Here is a 6,444-nt window from a genome sequence, read left to right on the forward strand (position 1 = left end):
TTAAAGCAAAGTATAATAACATATTTTAAATTCTCTTAAACGAAAGGAAAATAATGCATTCAAGCACGTCGCGTAAATTTGCAAATTTACGCAGTAACAAGGGCTCAAATTTGCCTCTTTCGGCGCTCACCTGCTTGCTACTAGCCGCAAGCGGAGCTTATGCTTACACCGAAGCCGGCGTTTCCGGAAATACTTCTAGCTGGGAGAGCACGGAGTATAAAAGCGACTGGGGCTTAGTCTCGATGAACGCCTCTACGGCTTATGCGCTGGGCTTTAACGGTAGCGGAACGAAGATCGGCGTCATGGACTCGGGCGTACTTTTGAGCCACCCGGAGTTTCAAGACGGTAGGATCCATACCGTAAAAACTATCGGCAACTATAGCAAAAACGGCATGAGATACCCTGATGCCGCGCTAGGAAACGGCCCGATAGATAAAAATCAACCCGTAAAAGACGGCAAGCGAAACTATGATAAAAACGATAACGGCGTATTTAAAAAAGGCGAAGCCTTTAATACGGACGGTAGCTGGATAAGGGGCGTAAACGACGCTCACGGCACTCACGTGGGCGGCACGATGGCGGCTAGCAGAGACGGTAGCGGTATGCACGGCGTAGCGTTTGGCGCACAACTATACTCCGCAAATACCGGCGGCAACGATAATATGACGTACGGGCCAAATCAAGACTACAACTATTTCTTAAAAGGCTACACCGCTTTAGCCGACGCGGGCGCGAAAGTGATAAACAACAGCTGGGGTTCTAATAGGCGCGTAAATTCCTCTTTTGCGGGCGCGCTGGGATATAAGCCTACTTATGACTGGCGAGCCGTACCCGAATACGACGTGGAATTTTACGACGTGGCCGTAGCCAATCAAACTACCGCGGCAAAAGACCATATAAATTTAAAAGATATGAACGAGGCCAAAAAGGCTTATTATCAGTTCGTAACTAGCGGCGAAAAAAGCTTCTTGGACGCGGCTTACGAAGTAGCGGTAAAAAGAGGGGTTATTCAGGTATTTACGGCAGGAAATAGGAGCCTAATGGCCGAATCTTTCACGCGTGCGGCATTGCCTTATTTTAGGCCGGATGCTGAGGACTACTGGATCAATGTCACGGGTCAAACCGGCGCGGATGGCTATCCTAATGATTCTAACGAATACATAAGAGGACATAAGGCGTCCTCGGATATTCAGGAATTTAACCTTGCCGGACACTCGAAGTGGTGGACGATAGCTGCGCCGGCCGAGGAGATTTATTCCGCATACGTCGAGCTTACCGACAATGCAACATACGGCAAAGCTATATATAAATCATCGGGCGGTACTTCTATGGCCGCTCCTCACGTTAGCGGAGCCTTGGGCGTCATAATGCAGCGCTATCCGTATATGAGCATGCCTCAGATTAGAGAAACTATGCTAACTACGGCTAGACAAAGGACGCTAAGAGCCGGTCACGGTGCAGGCGGCATGCTAGAGCGTTGGGGTAGCGACGGCGAGGGCGTACCTAGTAACGTCTGGGGTTGGGGTATACTCGACCTTGGTAAAGCGATGTTTGGTCCAGGGCAGTTCTTAGGAAACTTTGACGTCACGATGAATCAAAACGATATCTGGACAAATAACATCTCAGACTTCGCCATCAAATTTAGAAAAACCGAGGACGATAGCGACGCTGCGGCTTGGGCGGCTAGAAAAGCGGCTCTTAACGCTAAGCCAAATTTGAGCGCGGAAGAAAAAGCCGAGATGACCTTTGAAACCGCAAGAGAGCAGGCTAGGTCTGCAAGAGCGGCGGAGGGCTATGAAGGCTCGCTAACTAAAAGAGGAGACGGCGCTTTGACTCTTGCCGGAGACAATAGCTTTACCGGAGCGGTAAATATATACGGCGGTAAAATTTCAGCCCTAAATCAATCAATCTCTTCTTCAAGAAGCATAAACGTCCATAAAGGCGGCGAATTTGAGGTTTTAAACGCTCTTGCTTACAAAACGCCAAGCGCTAGCGGTTTCGTGAGCACGACCAAGGCAAGCGACGATACGCAAGTTAATGCTATTATAAACGCGGGCGGCGCATTTGTAGTTAACGACGGCGCACATAATCTAAATTTAACCTTTAAAGAGGGATCTTTATTAAAGGCTGCACTGCTATCAAACGCCGAGCTTGCAAATTTGGCGGCAAATCCGACCCTAAAGAAAACCGTAAGCGCGAGCGGAAACTTTGCGGGCGTAAATTTAGCTAACGTAGAGGATAGCTATGCGTTCTTTAAAACCGCTAAAGAAACTGTTGGCGGCTCAAATTTGGCTCTTTCTTTGCAAAAAGGCAAAAGCATGGAGGAGGTAGCCTCTACTAGCGCCGAGAAGTCGTTTGCTAGATTGGTCGAGGCAAATCCTAGCAGCGCTATTTATTCGTCTATGCTAGGAGCCACTCATAGCGTAGCGGCGGCATACTTTGGCGCGTTTTCAAACGATCTAGACTTTAAAGCGCAAAACAACTCCGCCGTAGACTCGTTTATGCTAGCAAATTCGGTTAAAAACAAAAACGGTGCTAAAAGAGCCGATATCGATACGGGAGTCGAGCTTTGGCTGCTTAGCAGCGCAAGCAGGGTGACTTCTGACAATAACGCCGGCGGCAGACTAGGCACGAACGCATTTACGAATCTAGTGGGCGTCGATTTTCTAGTAGGCGATAGCTCGAAAGCTGGCGTATTCGTAGGCCTTGGCAAAACAAACCACAAGCTAGGCGACAGCAAGGCGGTCAAAAGCAAAGACGCGCATGCGGGTATATACGGCGACATAGGACTTGATCCTATCAAAATCAGCCTAGGCGCTATCTACTCAAAATTTGATCAAGAAAAAAGAGTCGTTAACTCATACGCTCCTTTGGCTTACGAGTATAAAGACGCCGATGCGTCCGCTATCAGCGCATTTGCCCAGATCGCCTATACGGGGCTAAGCTATGAAAACGGCTTTAGTCTGGAGCCTTATGCGGGACTAACCTATATCCGCTTTAAAAACGACGATGTAGCAAATTCTTTGGTGCAGATCAGAAACGAGGATAGAGATTTACAAGTCGCAAGCGTGGGCATAAAACCTAGTATCGCATTTACCATGGACGGCGTAGGCCTAGTCGCAAAAGCCGATGTAGCCTACAACCGTTTCCTAGGCGATAAAACCCCGAGCGCTCATATGAACGTTACAGGCCTTGGCGCAACTAAACTAGAGGGTGAAAAGCTAAAAGATCTAGCCACTACCGAGCTTGGTATCGAGGCTGCGTTTACCAGAAATTTTAGAGTCGGCCTTAGCTATGTTGGAGCATACGGCAGCAATGTAAAATCAAACGGCGTAAACGCCAAATTTAGTTGGGCGTTTTAATCTTTCGGATTAAAAGCTTAAATTTGCTTAGAGCGAGCTAAATTTACTTAGCTCGCGACGGGTTCAAATTTGACTTTGTAAATTTGCCGCATTTTGGAGATAGAAATTCGTCTCGAAAATGCGGCTTAGAAAATTAAGCGTATAGATACGACTTGCGCCGCTGCTTGTAAGATCTCTTAACGTCTACTTCGCTATTTTAGTAATTGCGTCTTAAAAAACTACAAATGCAGTTTGGTAAAGCAGCGGAAATCGTGATTAGCGTCCCCGTTAATCAGCAAGAAACCGACCGCAGAGCGGCCGGATAGGCAGTGTTAGCGGTCTTTTTCATTTAGTATTCTATAATAATCGCATCCTAGCTGAAGCCCTAAATCGCAGGCTTTGCCGTAGTACTCTTTTGCAGTAGAAAAATTCTGTCTTACGCCTTGACCGTATTCGTATAAAACACCTAAACTGGCGCAACCCCCAGCAATTCCTCCATCACAAGCTTTTTGATAAAAGTGGGCTGCCTTTTGATAATCTTGCCTTACCCCTTTGCCTTCTGCATATAAAGCTCCTAAACCGCCGCAATTCAAAGCCTCTCCGCCGTCACAAGCCTTCTGCCATAAGTTGACTGCTTTTTGATAATCTTGTCTAACCCCTTTGCCTTCCGCATATAAAGATCCTAAAACGCCGCAACTAAAAGCATTTTCCTCGTCACAATCCTTCTGCCATAACTGGGCTGCTTTTTGGTAGTCACCCTGATTATAAGCTTCTGCTCCTAGCTTCGTAAGATCTTCGGAAAATCCAACAGAAAACAAAACGACGAGTAAAACAAAAACTCTTTTCATCTCTACTCCTTTATATATAAAATATTTAAATTGTATTTTGTCTTTTTTGGGCTTAGATTGTTATTAATTATTTTGGCTCGAGATAAACTAAGCTGATTTTAGCCGCGACGTTATCATATCTAAATGCTACTTTGCTACATTTTGCCTACAAGAACGCGGTTTTCATTGAAACCTACCGGCACTTATATCGGCATTAAATTCTGCCGACTAAATTTAAAAACTTTGTTTATTATTTTGTGCAGTTATAAATAATACCAAAATATTTTTCTTATACTTTAAATATGATTTATCTCAAAAATTTAATAAATAATAAGCTTTGCGGGGGTACAATTTCGTTTAACAAATACCTTCAAAAGGAGCAAAAATGAAAATCAAGTCTTTGGCGCTTATGCTTTTGGGCGTTAGCGCTTATGCGCATTTTGGTATGGTCGTACCGTCAAATTCGACCGTGGACGACGAGAAAGAGGCGAATTTGCAGATTACTTACAAATTTAGCCATCCTTTTGAGGGCGATATGATGAATCTGACCCTTCCAAACGAGGCGGGCGTTTTTATAAACGGTAAAAAAGAGGCGATAAAAGACCTAAAAGAGCTTAAAGAGGATAAATTTAGCTACTTTACGGCTAGCTACGACGTAAAAGAGCCCGGCATTTATCAGTTTTATATGGATCCAAAGCCCTATTTCGAGCCTGCGGAGGATAAATTTATAAGGCACATAACAAAAACCGTCGTCGATGCCTACGGCTACGGTGAGGGCTGGGATAAACCGGCCGGACTAAAAGCCGAGATAGTGCCGCTAACGCGTCCGTATGGGCTTTATAAGGGAAATTTGTTCTCAGGCGTGGTTTATTATAAAGGAAAACCCGCTAAAAACGTAACCGTCGAGGTAGAGTACTATAATACCAAAGGACTAAAAGCTCCGTCCGATGCGCACGTAACTCAGGTCGTAAACACCAACGAGCAGGGCGAATTTAGCTTTGCGATGCCACTTGAGGGCTGGTGGGGATTTGCCGCGCTCATAGACGACGACCAAAAGATAAAACACGAGGGCAAAGAGTATCCCGTGGAGCTTGGAGCCGTCATCTGGGTGCAAACCAAAGAGTATAAATAAATGCACATTAGCGAAGGCGTTTTAAAACCCGAAATCATCGTGCCTTGCTCGGCCGTTTGCGTTGTTTTGGTATCTAGCTTGATTTACAAGCTAAAAACGAGCGAGATACCAAAAGTTGCCGCCGTCAGCGCGATGTTTTTTATGGCGTCTTTTATCCACGTGCCTATCGGCGTTACGTCGATACATCTCGTGCTAAGCGGCCTTGCGGGGGCGTTTTTGGGCGCAAATGCCGTTTTGGCTATTTTTATCGCGCTGTTTTTTCAGGCCTTGCTGTTTGGTTACGGCGGCCTGAGCGCGCTTGGCGTAAATTTGCTGATCATCGCCTCCCCCGCGCTTCTTAGCCCCTATCTTTTAAAGTTATCTTTTAAGCGATACAGGTCGTTTTTCTGGTTTCTAGTCGGGTTTTTGCCTATACTTTGCTCCTCGGCTTTGCTCTCCTTGACGCTCGTTTTAAACGGTAAAGAATTCGCTCCCGTAGCCGCGCTCGTTTTTACTTCAAATTTAGCCCTCATGGCGCTTGAGGGGATCATTTCGCTTTTTGCGCTTTCTTTTATTTACAGGGTTAAAAAGGATCTTTTGATTTGCTAAAAATATTTTTGATCGCGCTTTTTGCAAGCATCCTAAATGCGCACTCGCTAAAAGGCTTTGCAAAGCAAGAGGGCGAATTTGTCGAGATAAAAAGCTATTTTTACGGAAATTCCCCTTGTAAAAATTGCCCTGTATCTTTCATAAAAGACGGCACCCAGATAGGAGGCACTCAAACAGATGAAAACGGCTTTGCCAGAGCTAAAATCCCCGCAGATGAATTTGAAATCCTGATCGACGGCGGACTAGCGCACGAAAAAAGGATAAAATTTACCGCAAACAAAGACGAGCTAAAAAGCGCCGAAAGTAACGCGTCAAGCGATGCCTCAAAGACCAAATTTGACGAAAGTGAGGAGGATTTTGGGGCTTACGCGCTTAAATTTATCCTTGCGTTTGCCGGAATCGGGCTGTTTTTTGGCGGAATTTATCTGGTAAAAAGAGGCAAATGAACCTATCCGTTTTACTCGTTTGCTTTACTTTTTTTAGCTTCAGAGTCTCGCTTTCAAGCGCTACGGACGCCGTTTTCATCGTGCCCGTAATATTTTTAGCGATTTTAAAT

At 45.5% G+C, this 6,444-nt stretch carries 5 protein-coding genes; 4 read left to right on the forward strand and 1 reads right to left on the reverse strand.

The window, feature by feature from the left end; translation table 11 throughout:
- The first annotated feature begins 53 nt into the window (after positions 1-53).
- Entirely contained in the window at positions 54-3,362 is a 3,309-nt protein-coding gene (locus QZ157_RS10455; protein ID WP_295145359.1) for a S8 family serine peptidase, read from the forward strand.
- Positions 3,363-3,673: 311 nt separating this feature from the next.
- Here QZ157_RS10455 and QZ157_RS10460 read toward each other — a convergent pair whose 3' ends face one another.
- Positions 3,674-4,189: a tetratricopeptide repeat protein gene (locus tag QZ157_RS10460; RefSeq protein WP_295145362.1), complete on the reverse strand. Its 516-nt coding sequence runs from the start codon at positions 4,187-4,189 to the stop codon at positions 3,674-3,676.
- 364 nt (positions 4,190-4,553) lie between these two features.
- Between QZ157_RS10460 and QZ157_RS10465 the strand changes: the two genes are divergently transcribed.
- From QZ157_RS10465 to QZ157_RS10475, 3 genes are read left to right on the forward strand one after another with little or no spacing between them, the layout of a single operon-like run.
- Positions 4,554-5,300: a DUF4198 domain-containing protein gene (locus QZ157_RS10465; protein WP_295145364.1), complete on the forward strand. Its 747-nt coding sequence runs from the start codon at positions 4,554-4,556 to the stop codon at positions 5,298-5,300.
- Positions 5,301-5,888 (forward strand): cobalt transporter CbiM, encoded by a 588-nt coding sequence (cbiM, locus tag QZ157_RS10470; protein ID WP_295145367.1) that lies wholly within the window; start codon positions 5,301-5,303, stop codon positions 5,886-5,888.
- Complete coding sequence (locus QZ157_RS10475) at positions 5,882-6,334, forward strand: hypothetical protein (protein ID WP_295145370.1); 453 nt, start codon at positions 5,882-5,884, stop codon at positions 6,332-6,334. The genes cbiM and QZ157_RS10475 overlap by 7 nt, the downstream gene beginning before the upstream one ends.
- The last annotated feature ends 110 nt before the right edge of the window (positions 6,335-6,444 follow it).

Source organism: uncultured Campylobacter sp. (assembly GCF_905372745.1).
In the GTDB taxonomy this organism is placed as follows: domain Bacteria; phylum Campylobacterota; class Campylobacteria; order Campylobacterales; family Campylobacteraceae; genus Campylobacter_A.